The organism is Dehalobacter sp., from assembly GCA_023667845.1.
Taxonomy (GTDB): domain Bacteria; phylum Bacillota; class Desulfitobacteriia; order Desulfitobacteriales; family Syntrophobotulaceae; genus Dehalobacter.
Genome location: JAMPIU010000050.1, coordinates 137,270 through 154,793 on the forward strand (window position 1 = coordinate 137,270; position 17,524 = coordinate 154,793).

23 protein-coding genes are annotated in these 17,524 nt (G+C 42.4%); all 23 read left to right on the plus strand.

Going from position 1 to position 17,524, the window contains the following annotated elements; all coding sequences use genetic code 11:
- Positions 1-3 precede the first annotated feature (3 nt).
- The 23 genes from NC238_02930 to NC238_03040 all read left to right on the plus strand — a co-directional run bounded on the left by NC238_02930 (position 4) and on the right by NC238_03040 (position 17,515).
- Entirely contained in the window at positions 4-450 is a 447-nt protein-coding gene (locus NC238_02930) for a hypothetical protein (GenBank protein ID MCM1564908.1), read from the plus strand.
- A 228-nt stretch (positions 451-678) separates the two neighbouring features.
- Entirely contained in the window at positions 679-1,086 is a 408-nt protein-coding gene (locus NC238_02935) for a hypothetical protein (GenBank protein MCM1564909.1), read from the plus strand.
- Position 1,087: 1 nt separating this feature from the next.
- Complete coding sequence (locus NC238_02940; GenBank protein MCM1564910.1) at positions 1,088-1,426, plus strand: hypothetical protein; 339 nt, start codon at positions 1,088-1,090, stop codon at positions 1,424-1,426.
- Between the two features lie 380 nt (positions 1,427-1,806).
- Complete coding sequence (locus NC238_02945; protein ID MCM1564911.1) at positions 1,807-2,748, plus strand: terminase small subunit; 942 nt, start codon at positions 1,807-1,809, stop codon at positions 2,746-2,748.
- Entirely contained in the window at positions 2,732-4,006 is a 1,275-nt protein-coding gene (locus NC238_02950) for a PBSX family phage terminase large subunit (GenBank protein MCM1564912.1), read from the plus strand. The genes NC238_02945 and NC238_02950 overlap by 17 nt, the downstream gene beginning before the upstream one ends.
- 12 nt (positions 4,007-4,018) lie before the next feature.
- Entirely contained in the window at positions 4,019-5,479 is a 1,461-nt protein-coding gene (locus tag NC238_02955; protein ID MCM1564913.1) for a phage portal protein, read from the plus strand.
- A complete protein-coding gene (locus NC238_02960; protein ID MCM1564914.1) occupies positions 5,460-7,052 on the plus strand; it encodes a minor capsid protein in 1,593 nt (530 codons plus the stop codon). Before NC238_02955 ends, NC238_02960 begins: the two co-directional genes overlap by 20 nt.
- A 5-nt stretch (positions 7,053-7,057) precedes the next feature.
- A complete protein-coding gene (locus NC238_02965; GenBank protein ID MCM1564915.1) occupies positions 7,058-7,294 on the plus strand; it encodes a hypothetical protein in 237 nt (78 codons plus the stop codon).
- Between the two features lie 59 nt (positions 7,295-7,353).
- The gene (locus NC238_02970; protein ID MCM1564916.1) at positions 7,354-7,653 is read left to right on the plus strand and encodes a hypothetical protein; all 300 of its coding nucleotides are present in this window, start codon (positions 7,354-7,356) and stop codon (positions 7,651-7,653) included.
- Positions 7,654-7,758: 105 nt separating this feature from the next.
- Positions 7,759-8,376 carry a phage scaffolding protein gene (locus tag NC238_02975; protein MCM1564917.1) on the plus strand — a complete coding sequence of 206 codons (618 nt, stop codon included), beginning with the start codon at positions 7,759-7,761 and terminating at the stop codon, positions 8,374-8,376.
- Between the two features lie 21 nt (positions 8,377-8,397).
- On the plus strand, positions 8,398-9,357 hold the full coding sequence (locus NC238_02980; GenBank protein MCM1564918.1) for a major capsid protein: 960 nt from the start codon (positions 8,398-8,400) through the stop codon (positions 9,355-9,357).
- A gap of 59 nt (positions 9,358-9,416) precedes the next feature.
- Entirely contained in the window at positions 9,417-9,743 is a 327-nt protein-coding gene (locus NC238_02985; GenBank protein ID MCM1564919.1) for a hypothetical protein, read from the plus strand.
- A complete protein-coding gene (locus NC238_02990) occupies positions 9,694-9,993 on the plus strand; it encodes a phage head-tail connector protein (GenBank protein MCM1564920.1) in 300 nt (99 codons plus the stop codon). Before NC238_02985 ends, NC238_02990 begins: the two co-directional genes overlap by 50 nt.
- A 4-nt stretch (positions 9,994-9,997) precedes the next feature.
- Positions 9,998-10,324 carry a hypothetical protein gene (locus tag NC238_02995; GenBank protein MCM1564921.1) on the plus strand — a complete coding sequence of 109 codons (327 nt, stop codon included), beginning with the start codon at positions 9,998-10,000 and terminating at the stop codon, positions 10,322-10,324.
- Positions 10,324-10,863, plus strand: a complete 540-nt coding sequence (locus tag NC238_03000; GenBank protein ID MCM1564922.1) for an HK97 gp10 family phage protein — start codon at positions 10,324-10,326, stop codon at positions 10,861-10,863. Before NC238_02995 ends, NC238_03000 begins: the two co-directional genes overlap by 1 nt.
- On the plus strand, positions 10,863-11,213 hold the full coding sequence (locus NC238_03005; GenBank protein ID MCM1564923.1) for a hypothetical protein: 351 nt from the start codon (positions 10,863-10,865) through the stop codon (positions 11,211-11,213). The genes NC238_03000 and NC238_03005 overlap by 1 nt, the downstream gene beginning before the upstream one ends.
- Positions 11,214-11,229: 16 nt before the next feature.
- Complete coding sequence (locus tag NC238_03010) at positions 11,230-11,649, plus strand: phage tail protein (protein MCM1564924.1); 420 nt, start codon at positions 11,230-11,232, stop codon at positions 11,647-11,649.
- Between the two features lie 377 nt (positions 11,650-12,026).
- Complete coding sequence (locus NC238_03015) at positions 12,027-12,386, plus strand: DUF6096 family protein (GenBank protein MCM1564925.1); 360 nt, start codon at positions 12,027-12,029, stop codon at positions 12,384-12,386.
- A 53-nt stretch (positions 12,387-12,439) separates the two neighbouring features.
- Positions 12,440-12,754 (plus strand): hypothetical protein, encoded by a 315-nt coding sequence (locus NC238_03020; protein ID MCM1564926.1) that lies wholly within the window; start codon positions 12,440-12,442, stop codon positions 12,752-12,754.
- The gene (locus NC238_03025; protein MCM1564927.1) at positions 12,744-14,849 is read left to right on the plus strand and encodes a hypothetical protein; all 2,106 of its coding nucleotides are present in this window, start codon (positions 12,744-12,746) and stop codon (positions 14,847-14,849) included. The genes NC238_03020 and NC238_03025 overlap by 11 nt, the downstream gene beginning before the upstream one ends.
- A gap of 10 nt (positions 14,850-14,859) precedes the next feature.
- Entirely contained in the window at positions 14,860-15,219 is a 360-nt protein-coding gene (locus NC238_03030) for a hypothetical protein (GenBank protein MCM1564928.1), read from the plus strand.
- Between the two features lie 14 nt (positions 15,220-15,233).
- Positions 15,234-16,934, plus strand: a complete 1,701-nt coding sequence (locus NC238_03035) for a hypothetical protein (protein ID MCM1564929.1) — start codon at positions 15,234-15,236, stop codon at positions 16,932-16,934.
- Positions 16,934-17,515, plus strand: coding sequence for a hypothetical protein (locus NC238_03040; GenBank protein ID MCM1564930.1), 582 nt, complete (start codon positions 16,934-16,936; stop codon positions 17,513-17,515). Before NC238_03035 ends, NC238_03040 begins: the two co-directional genes overlap by 1 nt.
- The last annotated feature ends 9 nt before the right edge of the window (positions 17,516-17,524 follow it).

The window sequence follows — 17,524 nt, forward strand, 5'->3', positions numbered from 1 at the left end:
TAGATGGGACTCCTAAATTATACAACCAAAATCGATGTCCATACGACACTTGGTGAGATCCAGAAAACACTGGTCGAGCATGGCGCCAGGAAGATCATGCAGGACTTTGACGAGAAAGGCAGGATCAAAAGCCTGAACTTCTCAATGATGACTCCGCAGGGTGAAGCCGGGTTCCGGCTGCCGGCAAATGTTCCGCAGGCTTTCGAAGTGCTGAAGCAGCAGAAGAAACAAGGGAAGATCAAAATTGTTCCGGATTATGATCAGGCCGAGCGAGTTGCCTGGCGGATACTGAAGGATTGGATCGAGGCTCAGATGGCAATTCTGGAGACAGAAATGGTCCAGATGGAGGAAATATTTTTTCCGTACATGTTGGATCGGAGTGGAAAAACGTTCTATCAGGCTTATCAGATGAGGCAGCTGAACTTGGGAGGTAATGAATATGATATGTGATACCTGTAAAGCCAAGGGGAAAGGCCGCATTTATACATGTGCTGTTTGCATGGAGGACGGTTGGTTTGAGGGGAAAGATGAAAAGGGCAATTTGATTCAAGAAGACCAAAAAGAGTATTGCATTTCTTGCCAAATAAAAAGCCCAATGGACTATACTTTTTGTAAAGACGGAAGCCTGCACACTGGGGGAGTCATAAGGGAAATCAAAGAGAAATAAGGAGCACATTTATGACAAATGACGCAATTACCATAACACGGGATTTCCTTGAGCTCCTGAATCTGATCGAGAAAGAATGGCCGGATTGGTGGGATGATGTCAAGAAATCCGAAGGGGAGATCCAGGATCTACTCCACGAAATAGAATTTACTAAATTTGATGCTTGCCACGGATATCAGCTTTCCAAACAGATCAAGGCTGTCAGGCAGCACCGGCGAAAAATGAAAGAACAAATTGAAGCGCTGCGACCGCTTAAGGAATATGTGGACAATAATAAGCAATTGAAGATCACATTGTATAAGGTTTTGAGTGCCATGGAGAAGACAGTCCAGAATCAAGGAAGTCGGATATACACTCCGAGAGTACGGACAGATATGGAACAAATCAGGGCCGAAAGGGTAGGGGCAGGAGGGGAATAGATTGGACGAAAATAAAAAACCTCCCATTACATCAAGGGAAGAGATCCAAGGGTTCTTCGAAGAAGATCAGAAGATCGAGGATGAACTGAAGCTTAAGAACGTGGTTCAGGCTGGATTGGATGCAAGAAAAGGTTTTAACTCTGCTGACATCTCTCACCTAATATATTCAAGTAATCGGGAATTCTGGGATTGGTGGTGTCATACAACTTCCCCCAATATTCACGAAAAAGAAGTTATCCCGGGTGGTGGCGGCGTGGTAAAAGGCAGCGGCAGTAAAAGTAAAGGGAAGAAGGATAAGAAGGGAAACAAGGTGTATGTGGATCCTTGGTCGGGGATATAATTTTTGAACAGGTTTTAGAAAGTATTGACAATCATACTTATTGACTTTAGAATAATAGTTGAGTGGTGCGCCCTGAAACAGGGCGCTATTTTTATTGGCTTTTGTAATGATTAAAAATAAAAATAATAATGAGCCTTTTTTGAGGCTCATTATTATTTTTATTCTTTCTTTGTGGTTCTGGGAAACGCAATTTCTTACGTTTCCCCACCCTTCATTATCGAAGGATGATGGCCAGTGCTACAACTAGAGCTACGGTCATAAAAACCACAAAGTATTTCATGGTCAACAACCCCTTTATTAAATTATGCTTTAATATATTCAAATCATCATGGGTTTATTACAATAGAGACAAATGAGACGAAAACGGCAGGTGGGGTGATGTGGCAAGAGCGAGAGACCCAAATCGCAGTAAGGCAAAAAAACTTTACATTGCCGCCAAGGGTGAAATTAAACTTAAAGAGATAGCAGATCAACTGGGGCTCCCTGAAGGGACGATCAGGGGATGGAAGAATAAAGATCGATGGGATGCGGAGCTTAACGGAACCGAAGTGCAAAACGGAACGAATAGCGGAACGTTCCCCAAAAATACGGAACGGAACGAAAATAAAACGGAACGCTCCGAACGAAAAAAATCTTTTAGAGAAAAATTAAGAGAGCAAGACATTGAAGACGATGGTTTAACCGAAAAGCAGCGTCTTTTTTGTTTGTACTATATTAAGTCGTTCAATGGAACCATGTCAGCGATTAAGGCGGGGTATGAACCAAGCCGGGCACATGTGACAGCCTCAGAACTGGTAAGAAATAGTAAGATTGCAGCTGAAATCCGTCGCCTTAAAGGAATGGTTATGGAAGAACTATTCATTGATGCTATGGATGTTCTGGAACGCTACGTAAAAATAGCTTTCGCAGACATGAACGACTTTGTTTCTTTTGGCCAAGAAGAAGTTCCTGTCATGGGAATGTTCGGGCCTGTTGAAGTTGACGATCCTGAAACCGGCAAAAAAGTACCACTTACCCAGATGGTTAATGTCATCAGGTTCAAAGATTCCACTATGGTCGACGGCGGACTTATCTGCCAGGTCAAAAAAGGCCGGGACGGGGTAAGTATCAAGCTTGAAGATCGACAAAAGGCTTTAGATAAACTGGAGAAATATTTTGATCTCTTCCCGGATAAATTCCAGCGTAGGATTGAAGAAGAAAAGCTTAAACTTGCCCAGCGCAAGGTTGGCGATCTGGATCCGGATGAACCTGCCGATGATGGATTTATTGAGGCATTAAACGCCGAAGCCGGGAAGGTGTGGGACGATGCTGAAGAAGATTAAAAGAGCAGTATTCAAGTTCCATCCTTTTAGCTTGAAACAGAAGAAAGTCCTTACCTGGTGGTGTGATGATTCTCCGGTTAAAGATAAAGATGGGATAATAGCCGATGGAGCCATCCGTTCAGGAAAAACCATAAGCATGGCGCTGTCATTCGTTATGTGGGCTATGTACCAGTTTAATGATCAAAACTTTGGAATGTGTGGCAAAACAATTGGATCTTTCCGAAGAAACGTTGTCTTCTGGCTGAAAATAATATTACGGTGTCGGGGTTATCGGGTTGAAGATAAAAGAGCCGATAACCTGTTGATTGTTTACAGGGGAGATAAGGTCAACTTTTTCTATATTTTTGGTGGTAAAGATGAGCGCAGCCAAGATCTGATCCAAGGGATAACCCTAGCAGGCATATTGTTTGATGAAGTGGCTCTGATGCCTGAATCATTCGTGAAACAGGGTACTGGCCGCTGCTCCGTGGAAGGTTCAAAGTTTTGGTTTAACTGCAATCCTCAAGGGCCCTATCACTGGTTTAAGCTTGAATGGATTGATAAGAGAAAAGAAAAGAACCTGCTTTATCTGCATTTTACAATGGATGATAATCTCAGTCTGTCTGAAAAAATGAAAGACAGATACCGCCGGATGTATGCCGGCGTCTTCTTCAAGCGCTATATCCTAGGTCTTTGGGTTATGGCTGAGGGTATCATCTATGACATGTTCAATGAGGATGCCCACAAGGTACCAACAACGGATCGAGCCTATACCGAGTTTTATGTATGCGGTGACTATGGTACCCAGAACCCAACAACCTTTGGTCTGTGGGGAAAGAGTTCCGGGAAGTGGTACAAAGTCAAAGAGTATTACTATTCTGGAAGAGACCAAGGCAAACAAAAGACTGATGAAGAGTTCTATCAGGATCTTGATAAGTTTATAGGAAATATCAAGGTTAGAGCAGTAATCGTGGATCCGAGTGCTGCTTCTTTTATTGCCACAATCAAGAAACACGATAAATTCAGGGTTAAGCCGGCAAAAAATGATGTACTGGAAGGAATCAGAAACGTTGCAACTGCTCTGAATAATATGATGATCTTCTATAACGATTGCTGCATCAATACTTTCCGCGAATTTTACTCGTATATTTGGGATGATAAAGCAGCAGAGCGTGGTGAGGATAAGCCGAGCAAGCAAAATGATCACTGCATGGATGGTGACCGCTATTTTGTGAATACGATTTTGTTCAGAGGACCAGGACTCCAGGTCATGAAGTAAGGGGGAAAAGCGGTGTATAGCGTAATTAGCGATATAATCAAATCCAATAGTTCAAATCCTTGGAGTCTTGAAGAGATTATCCTGCAAGAGATAGTAGACTTTGAAGGTTCGCGGGAAAGGCAATGGATGCTGGTGGGAGATAGATATTACAAAGTTGAAAATGATGTCCTTGATCGTCAAATGATTCGGCATACCGAGCATGGCGATATCGAAGATCCAACCAAAGCAAACAATAAGCTTGCTCATGCCTCAGTCAAGAACTTGATTGATGAGAAAATCGGTTACTTGCTTACAAAGGAATATTCTTTAGAGACAGACAACCAGGCATATCTGGAGAAAATCAAAAATGTACTGGGGAAGTACTTTCAATACACCCTCTCAGGATTGGGATATGAAGCAAGTAACAAGGGCAAAGGATGGCTACAGGTTTATATTAATGAACAAGGTAAGTTTAAAGCAATGATCATCCCTGCTGAGCAATGCGTTCCGATCTGGACAGACAATAGCCATACTGAGCTTCAGGCCATGATTAGATTCTATGTTCAGGAAGTCTTTGAGGGAAAAGTCCGGAGATATATTACAAAAATCGAATATTATACCTCAGCGGATATTAGTTTTTATGTTATAGATGGAGATGCTGTTATTCCGGATGTAGAAGTCAATGAAGGAGGCCCAATCCCTCACTACAAAAAGGGTGAAGAAGGTAAGTCCTGGGGTAAAGTTCCTTTTATTGCCTTCAAAAACAACCGAATTGAGTATCCGGACATTCGTTATATTAAGAGTCTGGCAGATAATTACGATTTTTCCCGGAGTGATGTTGCAAACTTCATCGAAGAAGTCAAAAACCTGATCTATGTATTAAGGGGTTATGGTGGACAAGATCTTAAGGAGTTCATGGATGATCTGAATTATTATAAGGCAATCAAAATTGATGACCCGCAGGACGGCGGGGTCGACACCTTAAACCCGACGATTGATATCAACGCGGCGAAAGAACATTTTGAGCAGTTAAAACGGGATATCAATGAGTTTGGCCAGGGCGTTACGAAAGATTTAGATAAATTCGGCTCAGCTCCGTCCGGGGTTGCACTGAAATTTCTTTATGCTGGATTGGATCTTAAATGCAATCACTTGGAAGTAGAGTTTAAACAAGCTTTTGAGCAGTTACTTTATTTTGTGAATAGTTACCTTTCAGAAGCCGGTCAGGGGATTTTTCAAGATGTTGACGTTCAGTTAATTTTTAACCGAGATATTCAGATCAATGAAACTGAGGCTATTACAAACTGTATGAATTCCGAGAGTATTATTTCCGATGAGACAATTATTGCAAATCATCCTTGGACAACAGATGCACAAGATGAGCTGAAGAAAGTCAAAGCAGAGAAAGCCCAGAAACTAAAAGAGCAGCAGGCTTCTTTTGGTATGCCGGTAAACAGCGAGGGAGCTGGAGACGATGAAGGCTCGAACGAATAGTTATTGGGAGAAACGGGCTACAGAAAGGATGGCAGGATATGAAAAAGGTTCAGAACAGACCATCTCCATAGTCTCTAAGGCTTATGATAAAGCAGTTAAAGATATTGAGAATGAGATTGATAAAATCTTCAGTAAGTTTGCCAAGGACGGTAAACTTACTCCCGATGACGCAAAAGCATTGTTAAACAGAAGAGAAAGTGCTAAGGTGCTTGATGCAATCAGAGGGAATATTAAGGGAATCAAAGATCCGGATATAAAAAGGAAACTCTTAAACCGTCTGAATGCACCTGCCTATAAGGCCAGACTGACAAGACTTCAGGTTTTAAAAGAGCAAGTTTATATTCAGTCAAAAATTATTGCGGACGCTGAGATCCAGGCCAGCTCCCTTGGGTATATTGATACAATAAATGAAGCTTATTACAGAAATCTTTTTGATATCCAAAAAGGGCTTGGACTTGGATTTAATGTTGCCGCAATGCCGGCAAGAACCATTGAGACGATACTTAAAAATCCATGGTCCGGTGAGCATTTCAGTAGTAGAGTATGGAAAAACACTGACGTATTGGCAGAGAAGATCACCGAAGTCGTAACAGCAGGATTTCAGTCAGGTGCTGGGATCCGAAAGATGACCCTGGAACTTGAGAACATGAGTAATCTTGGCAAAATGGCTGCTGCAAGGCTGGTACGGACGGAAACAACGTACATGGCCAATGCTGCAGAGATGGAGAGCTACAAGGAAGCAGAGATTGAGGAGTATATCTATATTGCGACATTGGATAACAGGACTTCAGAGGTTTGTCAGGAACATGATAAGCAGCGCTATAAGGTAAAGGATGCTGTTCCCGGGAAGAATATGCCGCCGCTTCACCCGTGGTGCCGGTCAACGACCAGGGCTTATTTTTCGGATATAGATCTGCAGAGTATTGGACGCCGGGCTAGGAATCCGGAGACTGGTAAAACTTATCTCGTACCTGGCGACATGGATTATGGTCAGTGGTATGAGAAGCATGTTGTCAACCAATACGGAAAAGATCAAGCCGACGTGATGAAAAATAAAATTCTCAATAAGGTCAGCGATCAGAAACTTTATGTAAAATATAAAGCAATTTATGGGCAAGAAATCCCACAATCCTTTGAAAAGTTCCTGGAATTGAAGTACAATAAAGTAAAAGAGTGGAATGATCTAAAAGACCGCAAGCAAGAGAGATTGAATTCTCTGGATTACAATCCATCATTAAAAGGGTTATTTGGTGATTTGGAGACCAGGCTCTGGTACATCTCTCACGATAAGAATATAGTAAACCTTCTTGACTCGGATAAGGATATCAAAGATAGAGCTATGGAAGCTCATTCCCTTAGAAATAAATATCGCTCTGAAGCAAGATTGATGATGCAAAATAGAAAAAAGGCTGAAGAATTGGACATTATCAAGCCAAATCTGACTTTCGAAGAATTAGTCCAGGACAAAATAGATAAAAAAGGACTAACAAAAGATCAGGCATATTATGATATAATTAATACAGCTGGAAAAACCAACAAAGAAGTCAATTCTAAATTTAACATCGAGGGGTGAAATAGATGTTTTCCTACAATGTTTGTAACCAGACAGATAAAGAACTTTTTGATAAATGTCTTGATAAACTGAAGAATATTGAGGGAATGGAGATTGAAGAGGGCATCTTGGAGGACGTAGATGGAAGCCTGGTAGCAAAGTTCAGGTATAAAGATAAACAGGTGCTTCTGCAAAACGATGAAGATGTTGGTGCCCTGTATATCAAGTCTGAGACTGATTTGGAAAAAGTGTTATTTAATTAAGCGCTTACCCAGTAAAAGGTAGGTGCTTTCTTTATGCCCAAAGGGAGGGTAAAAAAGGTTTGAATATACCGGAGAAAGTGAGAATTGGTGGTACAAATTATGAAATCAGGGAAGAAGACCGGTTAAATGATGGATCCCGTTTGGCTTACGGCCATATTGACTTTGATCGGGCCCTGATTCGTCTTGATTCGAATCTTCAGGATCAGCAAGGTAAATGCAAAACATTGCTACATGAGATTCTGCACGGGATTGCCAAGCATTTCGAACTCGCTGTCGGAGACGATGAAGACACGATCGACAAATTAGCGAAAGGGCTGTACATGGTTATCTCTGATAACTCAAAAATGTTTGGTAATTAGGCTGTAAGGCCTTTTTCTTTTGCTCTTTTTGGTATTGCAGAGCATAAAGAACAAGAACCTGAAACTGGCACTGACCAGTATAAAAAAGTATGGAGGTAACAACAAATGGAATGGTTAAAAGATTTACTAAAAGCTTCCGGAGTGGAAGAAAGCAAAATTGACGGGATTATCGAGAGTGTCAACAAAGAAACTCCAAAATATCTGATTCCCAAAGATAAGTTCAATGAGGTCAATGAGGCTAAGAAACAGGCTGAGGACTCCCTTAAAGAAAGGGATAAACAGCTGAAGGATCTGGCCGAAAAGGCTAAAGGAAATGAAGTACTGGAGAAACAGATTCAGGAGTTGCAAGAGGCAAATAAGAAGACAAAACAGGAGTATGATGACAAAGTCAAACAGCTGCAATTTGATCATACTCTTGATGCAGCTCTATCCGATGCCAAAGTCAAGAATATTAAGGCTATTAAGGCGCTGCTTACCATTGACAACATTAAACTCGATGGAGAAAGCCTGATAGGCCTTACTGATCAACTTGAAGCCCTGAAAAAATCAGATGCCTATTTGTTTGACCAAGCTCTTGGCGGCCAAACACCGCCGAACTATGGTGGAGGGTCTCCGGGGGTAAAGAATCCATGGAAGAAAGAAACTTTTAACCTTACGGATCAAGGTAAAATTCTCCGTGAAAATCCGGAACTTGCAAAACAGCTGCAGGCAGCAGCACGATAAAAAATAAGGAGCGTGTAAAATATGCCAGTAACACAAATTGCGGACGTAATCGTCCCTGAAGTATTTAACCCATATGTTATTCAAAGATCTATGGAACTTTCGGCGTTAGCTCAAAGTGGTATTATTTCCAACAGCCCTGAACTGGATGCGCTGGCCCGCGGTGGCGGGAAACTGATCAATATGCCTTACTGGAATGATCTTTCCGGGGATGACGAGGTTTTGTCTGACAGCGGAGCACTGACACCGGCTAAAATTACAGCAGGGCAAGACCAAGCTGCTCTTTTTCTCCGTGGTAAAGCATGGTCTGTGAATGACCTTGCTCATATTCTTGCAGGGTCCGATCCTATGGCGGCAATAGGGGATTTGGTAGCAACCTATTGGGCAAGAAAACGGCAGACATTGCTGTTTGCAATGCTTAAAGGGGTCTTTGCCGCTGCCAGCATGTCCGGAAACGTACATGATATTTCTGCAGGAGCTGGAAGCACTGCGGTAATTTCCGGTGAAGCATTCCTGGATGCCAAGCAGAAGCTTGGAGACGCTTCTGATGACCTGACAGCAGTGTCGATGCATTCTGCTACCTTCACTACTCTGCAAAAACAAAACCTGATCGAGTTTATTCCGGATAGTGAAGCAAAGGTTCAGATTCCAATCTATATGGGTCGTCGTGTCATTGTTGATGATGGTCATCCCGTAGCTGATGGGGTCTATACATCCTATCTGTTTGGCCCAGGGGCGATTGGCCTGGGTAATGGAATGGCAAAAGTACCGACAGAGACAGACCGTGATAGCCTGGCAGGGGAAGATATCCTGATTAACCGGCAGTCGTTTGTTTTGCATCCTCGCGGTGTGAAGTTTAACGCTGCCAGCGTTGCCGGATCATCTCCGTCTAATGCAGAGTGCGAAATGGCTGCAAATTGGACGAGGGTGTATGAGAACAAAGCTGTCAGAATCGTAAAATTCATATACAAATTGTCCGTGTAAGAAGGGCCTAGTGCCCTTCTTACTTTTCCTTAAAATCGTTACAGTAAGGAGATGATATTGTGAGCGCAACGTCATTCCAAAGAATGAGAAGAGAGAAGCTGGAAGCTAAAGAGAAAGAAAGGATCGAAGCCGAGGAGCGGGAAAGATTAGAAGCAGAAGAAAAGGCTCGGTTGGAAGCAGAAGCTGAAGCTAAAGAGAAAGAAAGGATCGAAGCCGAGGAGCGGGAAAGATTAGAAGCAGAAGAAAAGGCTCGGTTGGAAGCAGAAGCTGAAGCTAAAGCAGAGGCTGAAGCGGCTGAAGAGAATAAATCAAAGAAGCAGAAAAGCGGTGAGGTAAATGACGCAACTGGAGAAGCTCAAAATCAAGCTGGGGATAGCGCTAGCTGACTCTGCAAAGGATGACCTGCTTAACCTATATCTCACTGACGCGGAAGAATTAATCATTGAACTGAGTCACATGGATGCCGTTCCGACCAGCTTATCGGCTGTTCAGGTTGATCTAGCTATTATCGCATTTAATAAGCAGGGAATTGAGGGGCAGACAGCTCACTCAGAGGGCGGAATTTCCCGAACCTTTGAAGATATCCCAGAAAGCATGTTGAAGAAGATCCGGAGCTGCCGGAGACTGCCGAGGTGATGACATGAGACTCAGACAACGAGATCTGGGAACCTATTATCTTAAAAGGCGTTTGCCTGTTCAGGATCCTGACGGTACCAGTTATGAGACTTATGAAGAAATACCAAACCAAATACAAGCCAGCATTCAGCCAGCAGGCGGAAAACTCATGGCAGAGATGTATGGAGAACGTTTGGCCTACATGAAAACTATGCGTTATGAAGGCAATGTTACCATCCATGAGGGGGATGGGATCTGTATTGCTGTACTCGAGACAGAGGATCCAGATTATAAGGTTGTGGGACTGCAACCCTGGGACGTAAAAGTATATACTCTGGAGAAGGTGAGATAATGGCAAGTATCCAAGGGATGGATAAGCTCCTAAAGAAGCTTGATTCATTGGGTGGAAACAGTACTAAGGCACTTGAACGCGGGATACTTAAAGGCACAAAGCTTGTCCAGGGAGATGCAAAGGATTTATGCGCTATTGGCGATGGGGATCTTCGTAATAGTATTCATACTGGGATTGAAACTAAGTCGGAGTCGGTAGTCGGTAAGGTATCCACCAATAAAGAACATGCGCCATATGTTGAGTTTGGGACCGGTCCAGTTGGTATGGCTTCGCCTAAAGATCTTCCTCCAAGTATCGCAAGTAAAATTCAGTATCGGAATGATGGCTGGTGGATTCATTCCAGCGACATTGATGTTGCTACTGCGGAGAAATATCACTTTTTTCGATGGGAGAGCCCGGATGGAGATGTATTTTATTATACCGAAGGTCAGCCAGCACAGCCTTTCCTTTATCCGGCTTTAAAACAGAATGAAAGACGAGTAAAAAAATTAGTCAAGGATGAGATAAAGAAAGAAATTCGGAAATTGGGTGAGCATTGATGTATGATGTTAAAACTCAAATCAAAGTATTGCTAGAATCGATCGAAGGAATAACGGTATCCGATGCTTATCCAACGGATTTCAAAAAACTTCCGCACATTTCGTTTTATGAGAGTACCAATTTGGATCCGCTAAAAATCAAGGCCAGCCCGTTATCGGATATTACGATTCAAATTGATATTTGGCATAACCGGTCAACCGGGAGCCTGGCGCAGCAGGTTGATGATAAAATGGCATCAATTGGATTCCGGCGGGAGTTCGCAGCAGATGTGCCGGATTCGGCAGTAAAACGAAAAACAATGCGGTTTCATGGTGTTGTTGATACTCGTAGCGAAATTGTATACCAATAAGAAGGAGTGAATATAAATGTCCGGATTACTTACAAAAGACACGTCTCTCAGCTATAAAGTCGCCCCGGCGTCAGAATTTACAGAGATAGATCTGCTCATGGAAGTTCCTGATCTCGGTGGAGATCCTGAAAAAGTTGATGTGACAACCCTGAAAGACGGGGTAAAAAAATCCATCCCAGGAGTAAAGGATCTAGGAGACCTGGGTTTCAAGTTTCTTTATGACAATTCCGGAGCGACGAGCAACTACCGGATCCTTAAAGGACTTGAGACCAATAATACTCTGGCTACTTACAAAGTTGAATATCCAGATGGAACGGGGCATCAATTTGATGCTTATGTGAACGTCAAGATGGATTCTGCTGCGGTTAATGCCGCTCTAACGTTTACTTCCAGCTTCAGTCTTCAGAGCGAAATCACCGTAACAAACCCAGTATAAGTTAAAAACTAATGCAATTTCTTCCTCGAAATGGTAATATGATAATGTATTACCATTTCGGAGGAGGAAATATTGATGTCTGTGAAATATTGTACTCTTTGCCAACGTCAAGTTGTACCTTCTAGAAGGTTCAGTGTTGTTTGGTTTTTAGTTTGGTTTATTCTTGGCGCTGGGGTAGGGGGAGTCGTCTATTTTATTTATTATCTATTGAAGAAAAAACAATGCCCTATCTGTCATTCGAAAACATTGATCAGTGTCGCTAAAGTTATTCCATCTAATAACTAGTGACAAAAATAATTCACAAACACGAAAGCAATTTAGCACTCTTTACAGGGTGCTTTTTCTTATGTCTTATATTAGAAATAGGAGGCAAATATATGAAATTTAAAGAGTTTAAGGCTGGGCGCGAAGAATATAGACTTCGGTTGGGCGCTGCTGAAATCGTTAATCTTGAGAAGAAACTTAAAGACAACCCTTTGAATGTCTTGTTAAATCTGGACGGTGAAGGCTTGCCCCGAACTGAAACGCTGTTGCTTATATTGCATGCTTCACTGCAACGATTCCAACATGGGATTTCTATCGAAGATGTCAACGATATCTATGACGAGTATGTGGAGAACGGTGGAACATTTACTGATCTACTTTCAGAAATGATTGAGGTATTCAGGGTGTCCGGTTTTTTCAAGGAGCCTCCGAAAAGGGGGAAGAAGAAAAATATGGAGGATGCCACAGAGTAAACAGCCTTACAGAATTGTTCAATGAACTGTATCCGATCGCATGTGAGTGCGGTGTGGATACAGTTTTTTATTGGAATATGACGTATGAAGAAATTTCTGCAGCAATTAGGGGCCGACAAAATCAGAACCTGAATGATATAAAAACTCAGGCTTTGGTTGCCTATCGTCAAGCTGATCTTATTGCCGCGCTAGTTGGAATCCGTTTCGGTAGTAAACAGCAGGCGCCGAATCTATTTGAAGCATTTCCGGGTATTTTTTCCGAAGAAGAAGTAAAACCAAAACAGCAAAACTGGCAGGTCATGAAAGCCAGAATAGAAACTTACGCAGCCGAAAGAAGAAAGCGTGGTGAGAGGAAACATGACACTTGAAGAATTGAAAGTTCTTATTACTGGGGAGACCAGTAATCTTAGGAAAGAAATTGCAAGCTTAAAAAAGCAACTAAACAGTGTAGATAAAGAAGCAAAATCTGCCACAAGCGGAATAAATGCTGCCTTTAAATCGATAAAAACGGGGGCTACTGTTACCGCGGTTATAGCTGCACTGGCTCTTATTGTTAAGGCATTTAGGGCAACTTTCAACATGATTAAAGGATGGCTTGATACAGCCGGAGAACTCCAAACGTCTTTACTGGGATTGCAAAGTATCCTGGAGGGGCAAGGGCGAAGCGTCAGCGGGGCGACAAAATTCATTCAAAGTTATATTGAAGATGGACTTGTTCCTCTTACTGACGCTGTTACAGCCTATAAGAACCTTGCGGCCCGCGGTTATACAGACGATCAGATTCAGGAAGTCCTTGGGCGTTTGAAGGATGCTGCCTCGTTTGGTCGACAATCCTCTTACACTCTTGGTGAAGCAGTCAAATCGGCTACTGAAGGCTTGAAAAATGAAAACTCCATTCTTGTGGACAATGCGGGCGTGACCAAAAATGTGGCAAAAATGTGGGAAGAATACGCCCAAAGTATCGGCAAATCTACTAACGATCTCACGCAACAAGAGAAAATTCAAGCAGAAGTCGCCGGGATCATGGAAGAGACTAAATTTCAAATTGGTGATGCTGCCAGATATGCTGCGACTTACAATGGCCAGCTTTCAGCTCTGAGTAAAACTTTAAAAGATATCAAGGTCAACCTGGGACAGGCATTTATGCCTATAGCCATGACAATTATTCCCCTTCTCCAATCTCTTGCGAAGAATATCGCCGCTGTTACTTCAAATATTGCTCAGTTTATGCAGGCGCTGTTTGGATCTGATTCGGCTCAAGCACAGAATGCAAAATCAGCAGCTAAAGCTTCGAAGGCAGAAACAAGCCTTGCTCAATCGACCAAGTCAGCAGGGACAGCAGCGAAAAAAGGGCTTGCAGCGTTTGACGAGTTAAACATCCTGCAGAAGAAGACTACAGGAGGATCCGATGTTGGATCTTCATCGAGCACAACAACGGAATCGTCTCAAAGCGATGAGGGAGCAACAGAGAACGGTATTCCTCAAGGGATACTCGATTTTGCCAATAAAGTAAGAACGGACCTGGCTCCAGTTAAAGCATACCTTGTAGAAATTGGTGGTTATTTTCAGCAGTTTTGGGGCAACATTCAGCCGGCGCTTAAACCGATTATTAGTTTTTTAAAAGAAATGTTCATCCCTATTTGGGCCACTATTAAATTTGTGGTTGTTACAGCGTTTGAATTCATAAAGGATGCGATAAGGGGAGCTTTGACGATTATACAAGGAGTCATCAAAGTGTTCGGTGGGATTATTAGCGGTGACTGGTCGATGCTTTGGGATGGTGTCAAAGACATCTTTAAAGGGTCTTGGGATATCATTTATGGCGTCATGAAGGTAGTCGCTGCGTTTATGCAAAGAATCATAAAAGAGATTGCAAATGCGATAAAAGTCACATGGGGTGCTTTATGGACTGATGTCAAAAACTCTACGTCAAACACTTGGAACTGGCTAAGTACGAAAGCATCTGCCATATTTAACGGCATAAAAAATACTGTTGTGACAGCCTTTACTTCAGCAAAAAACGTAATTGCAACAGCCTTTGAGGGGATTAAGCTAACAGTAAAAAATGCAATCAATTGGGCAATTACAAAGGTCAATTACCTTATTACGAAGATTAATAATATGGCCATAGTTGAAGGTGTTCGTGAATTAGCTAGCAAAGCAGGCTTTACGATCCCAAAAATTCCAACCATAACACCTCTTGCCCAGGGTGCCCTTGCATACGGGCCAACGTTTGCGATGGTTGGCGATAACGTCAACGCCGCTCACGATCCGGAGGTAATTTCTCCTTTATCGAAGCTCCAAGATATGCTTATCCAGGCCATTAATAAAACCAATCAGAATAACTATTCTGGTCCTTCAGAAATCGTCTTAAAAATTGGCGAAACTGAATTCGGTCGAGTGGCGATTAAATCTATAAATAACGTCCAGCGTCAAGCCGGCATAACACTACTGCAAGTCTAGGAGGGATACCATGCTACTTAAAATTAACGGCGCCGAAATCGCTGCATATCCAAAAGAATTTCAGGTAACTCCCATGGACTTAGACGACGACGATTCAACCAATAGGACGGCTGACGGAACACTTTCCAGAGACCGAATAACAGTAAAGCGGCAAATTGAGATGTCTTGGAGCGCGATCACATGGACGCAAATATCTGCGCTTCTCACTGCGATGAGCGATGTATTTTTTGATTTCTATTATCCAGATCCAATGACTGGGGCCTATGAGACCAAAACTTTTTATGTAGGCAACCGGCCATCTCCGGTTGCGGTTGAGAAAAATGGTGTCCTTTATTGGTCCGGTCTCAAAGTAACGCTTACTGAAAAATAAAGGAGGGCTGAGAATTGTACGATGTATCAGAATTATTCAAAACTTATGTTGCTCAGCCCAATAGGGAAATGGAAGTAAAGGTTGTCATCGGAGCAGTCACTTATGATAATACTAAAGTGATTGAATTCACTCCCGAAGACAGCCTAATTGCTTCCGATGAATTTACGATCGGGACGGTAATACCATCAAAACTGACTCTTTCCGTCAAGACAACTGATACCATATTCACAAATGCAAAAATTACGCCTTCAGTACGACTGAATGGAGCAAACGGTTGGACAGAGTGGGTAGAGTTAGGGTCATACTACATTGATAATCGGGACTACAAAAATGGGGTCTGGACGTTCGTCTGCTATGACAAATTGATCACTACCCAGCAGCCCTACGTCTCATCCCTCACATATCCGGAAGCCATGCAGAACGTTTTTAATGAAATGGTTACGCAACTTGGTTTCACGGTTGATGCCAGTGTGGCAATCAATCCCGCATATATGATCTCTTACAAAGATGAAGATATCTCTATGAGGGATATGTTTAGTTATATTGCTTCGGCTCATGGATGCAGTATAAAAATGACCAAGAATGAAAAGCTGGCTTTTGTATCATTTCTGCCCGGTGCCACAAAAACTGCGCTGGGCACTTCTCATTATTTTGACTGTCTTCAGACAAACCCGGTGAAAACTTATACAAGGATCCTGCTGATATATAATACTGACGGTGAAACTCTGGAATCCGGTACCGGCGATGATGATCATACTCTTGAATTTTATAATCCGTTTATGACTCAGGCCATGTTGGATAGCGTATTGGCAGCACTAACAGGCTTCAGCTATACACCTATTCAAATGGATTGGAAAGGATTTGTATTTTTAGAAGTGGGTGATGCAGTTGAGATCACATTGCGGGATTCTTCTGTGATTTCATCCGTTTTACTCACAAATAAAGCGACGTTTAAGGGCGGGCTGAAGTATAAGTCAACAGCTCCATCGGTGTCTGCTCAGAAGAGTGAATTTAATTTTACCGGCACATTGACGCAACAGATCCAGAAAGCCGTTAAAGCAGATACTCCATATTATGGCGTGACGATCGGCCGGGCCAATGGGATTAAGGTTACGAAATCAAATGGTATTACTGAGGCTATTCTAAACAGCGATCTGCTACAGTTTACGAAGAACGGGTCGCCAATATTTTATTTCGATGAATCTGGGGATCTGCAGATAGTCGGTTTTTTAACAGCAGCAGGATTAAAAAATACAAATGGGGATACGCTCTTATCCGCTGACGGGAAACTATTGATCAATATGATTACTTCTCTGGGACAAAACCCATATATACTTCTATTTGATGATGATCCGACAGGCCCAGCAATTGATGCCACAGCGGCTAATATGGAGGGGCAAGGAACAGCCATACGCTGGAAGTGGGATTTAGAAAACTATTTGCTAATATCTACAGACTTGTTTGAATTTTACATGACATCTGTGGCTGCAGAGAATAGAATAAGCATTCAACCGGATGGCATTCACGTAGGAAGTAGGCATATGTTTTCTCTGTTGACAGACCTTGATTTTTATTCAAACGGTTTCAGAGCAACTTACGGCTCTGACGTTGTTGCGTATACCTGGACTAAGGATGGGAGCGGAAGAATAACCCAACTTGATGACGTGTATTCAACAAATGTAATACCAATAACCTGGAATGCGGGTGAGCTGTGATGAGCGATATTGATTTCCAAAACGGATTCCTGTGTGGTTTAGCAACCAGAGGACATATCAGCAGCGGAGATGCTTATTCTCCGAGGGTATGGAATACCGCAGGTGTTTATTCCTACTTCTTTATTGATTTCCATCAATCGGTAAATGATTTTTCAACCGGTATGTTTAAAGAAAGTTGTACTGTTTCGAGTGTTTCTGATATAACCATCACCGAAATAGAGCGTGTTTCTGCTGGAGTTTTTAAATTATACGGGGATATATCACAAGCCTATTTTGGAGTAACTGTTACTAATGAGATACAATCTTTGCTCACTTATAGCAGTGATGGTAACAACGTTAAGCCCTTTTCTGTGAAATTTGAAGTGACTGGTATTACACAAAACATCCGCACTAAGTACTTGTATGACACAACGGATTTCTTAGACGCTGTTGATTATCTTGGAGACCTGGTTGATACTTTTTCTGAAATTACTATGTTTTCGGCTATTACTGGAAGTTCGGCTTACGACAGCGAAAGCTTCGAGGATTATATAGGAGATTTAATTGTTAGCGAAGTATCAGTCACTGTAATTCTAACTTGAGGAGGTACT

Coding starts and splice junctions, on each gene's coding strand:
- NC238_02930 (MCM1564908.1), top strand. CDS start 4: ATGGGACTCCTAAATTATACAACCAAAATCGATGTCCATACGACACTT.
- NC238_02935 (MCM1564909.1), top strand. CDS start 679: ATGACAAATGACGCAATTACCATAACACGGGATTTCCTTGAGCTCCTG.
- NC238_02950 (MCM1564912.1), top strand. CDS start 2,732: ATGCTGAAGAAGATTAAAAGAGCAGTATTCAAGTTCCATCCTTTTAGC.
- NC238_02960 (MCM1564914.1), top strand. CDS start 5,460: ATGAAGGCTCGAACGAATAGTTATTGGGAGAAACGGGCTACAGAAAGG.
- NC238_02965 (MCM1564915.1), top strand. CDS start 7,058: ATGTTTTCCTACAATGTTTGTAACCAGACAGATAAAGAACTTTTTGAT.
- NC238_02975 (MCM1564917.1), top strand. CDS start 7,759: ATGGAATGGTTAAAAGATTTACTAAAAGCTTCCGGAGTGGAAGAAAGC.
- NC238_02980 (MCM1564918.1), top strand. CDS start 8,398: ATGCCAGTAACACAAATTGCGGACGTAATCGTCCCTGAAGTATTTAAC.
- NC238_02990 (MCM1564920.1), top strand. CDS start 9,694: ATGACGCAACTGGAGAAGCTCAAAATCAAGCTGGGGATAGCGCTAGCT.
- NC238_02995 (MCM1564921.1), top strand. CDS start 9,998: ATGAGACTCAGACAACGAGATCTGGGAACCTATTATCTTAAAAGGCGT.
- NC238_03000 (MCM1564922.1), top strand. CDS start 10,324: ATGGCAAGTATCCAAGGGATGGATAAGCTCCTAAAGAAGCTTGATTCA.
- NC238_03005 (MCM1564923.1), top strand. CDS start 10,863: ATGTATGATGTTAAAACTCAAATCAAAGTATTGCTAGAATCGATCGAA.
- NC238_03010 (MCM1564924.1), top strand. CDS start 11,230: ATGTCCGGATTACTTACAAAAGACACGTCTCTCAGCTATAAAGTCGCC.
- NC238_03015 (MCM1564925.1), top strand. CDS start 12,027: ATGAAATTTAAAGAGTTTAAGGCTGGGCGCGAAGAATATAGACTTCGG.
- NC238_03025 (MCM1564927.1), top strand. CDS start 12,744: ATGACACTTGAAGAATTGAAAGTTCTTATTACTGGGGAGACCAGTAAT.
- NC238_03030 (MCM1564928.1), top strand. CDS start 14,860: ATGCTACTTAAAATTAACGGCGCCGAAATCGCTGCATATCCAAAAGAA.
- NC238_03040 (MCM1564930.1), top strand. CDS start 16,934: ATGAGCGATATTGATTTCCAAAACGGATTCCTGTGTGGTTTAGCAACC.